Genomic DNA, 379 nt, shown 5'->3' with positions numbered 1-379 from the left:
GTTCTGTCAATTCGGTTCGCTACGAAGCGCGAGCTAAATCTTAGCCATGGTGCGTATGAACGTATTGAGTGACGCCTTAAAATCTATACATAATGCTGAAAAGCGAGGGAAAAGACAAGTCCTCATCAGGCCCTGTTCCAAAGTCATCGTTAAGTTTTTAACAGTGATGATGAAGCACGGTTACATCGGAGAGTTTGAAATCGTTGATGATCACAGAGCTGGCAAGATTCTTGTAAATCTCACAGGCAGACTAAACAAGTGTGGTGTCATTTCACCTCGTTTTGATGTTCCCATCAACGATATTGAAAGATGGACTAATCTGCTCCCCTCACGACAGTTTGGTTACCTAGTCCTTACAACAAGTGGTGGCATCATGGAC

1 protein-coding gene is annotated in these 379 nt (G+C 43.5%); it reads left to right on the top strand.

The window, feature by feature from the left end; genetic code table 11:
• Nucleotides 1–46: 46 nt before the first annotated feature.
• A partial coding sequence (locus F0U47_RS23045; protein ID WP_149752386.1) for a 30S ribosomal protein S8 occupies nt 47–379 on the top strand: 333 nt, incomplete at its 3' end.

Source organism: Nocardioides antri (genome assembly GCF_008373765.1).
Taxonomy (GTDB): Bacteria; Actinomycetota; Actinomycetes; order Propionibacteriales; family Nocardioidaceae; genus Nocardioides; species Nocardioides antri.
Note: the sequence above shows the minus strand (reverse complement) of the source record. Positions and strands in the feature narration are given on the sequence as shown.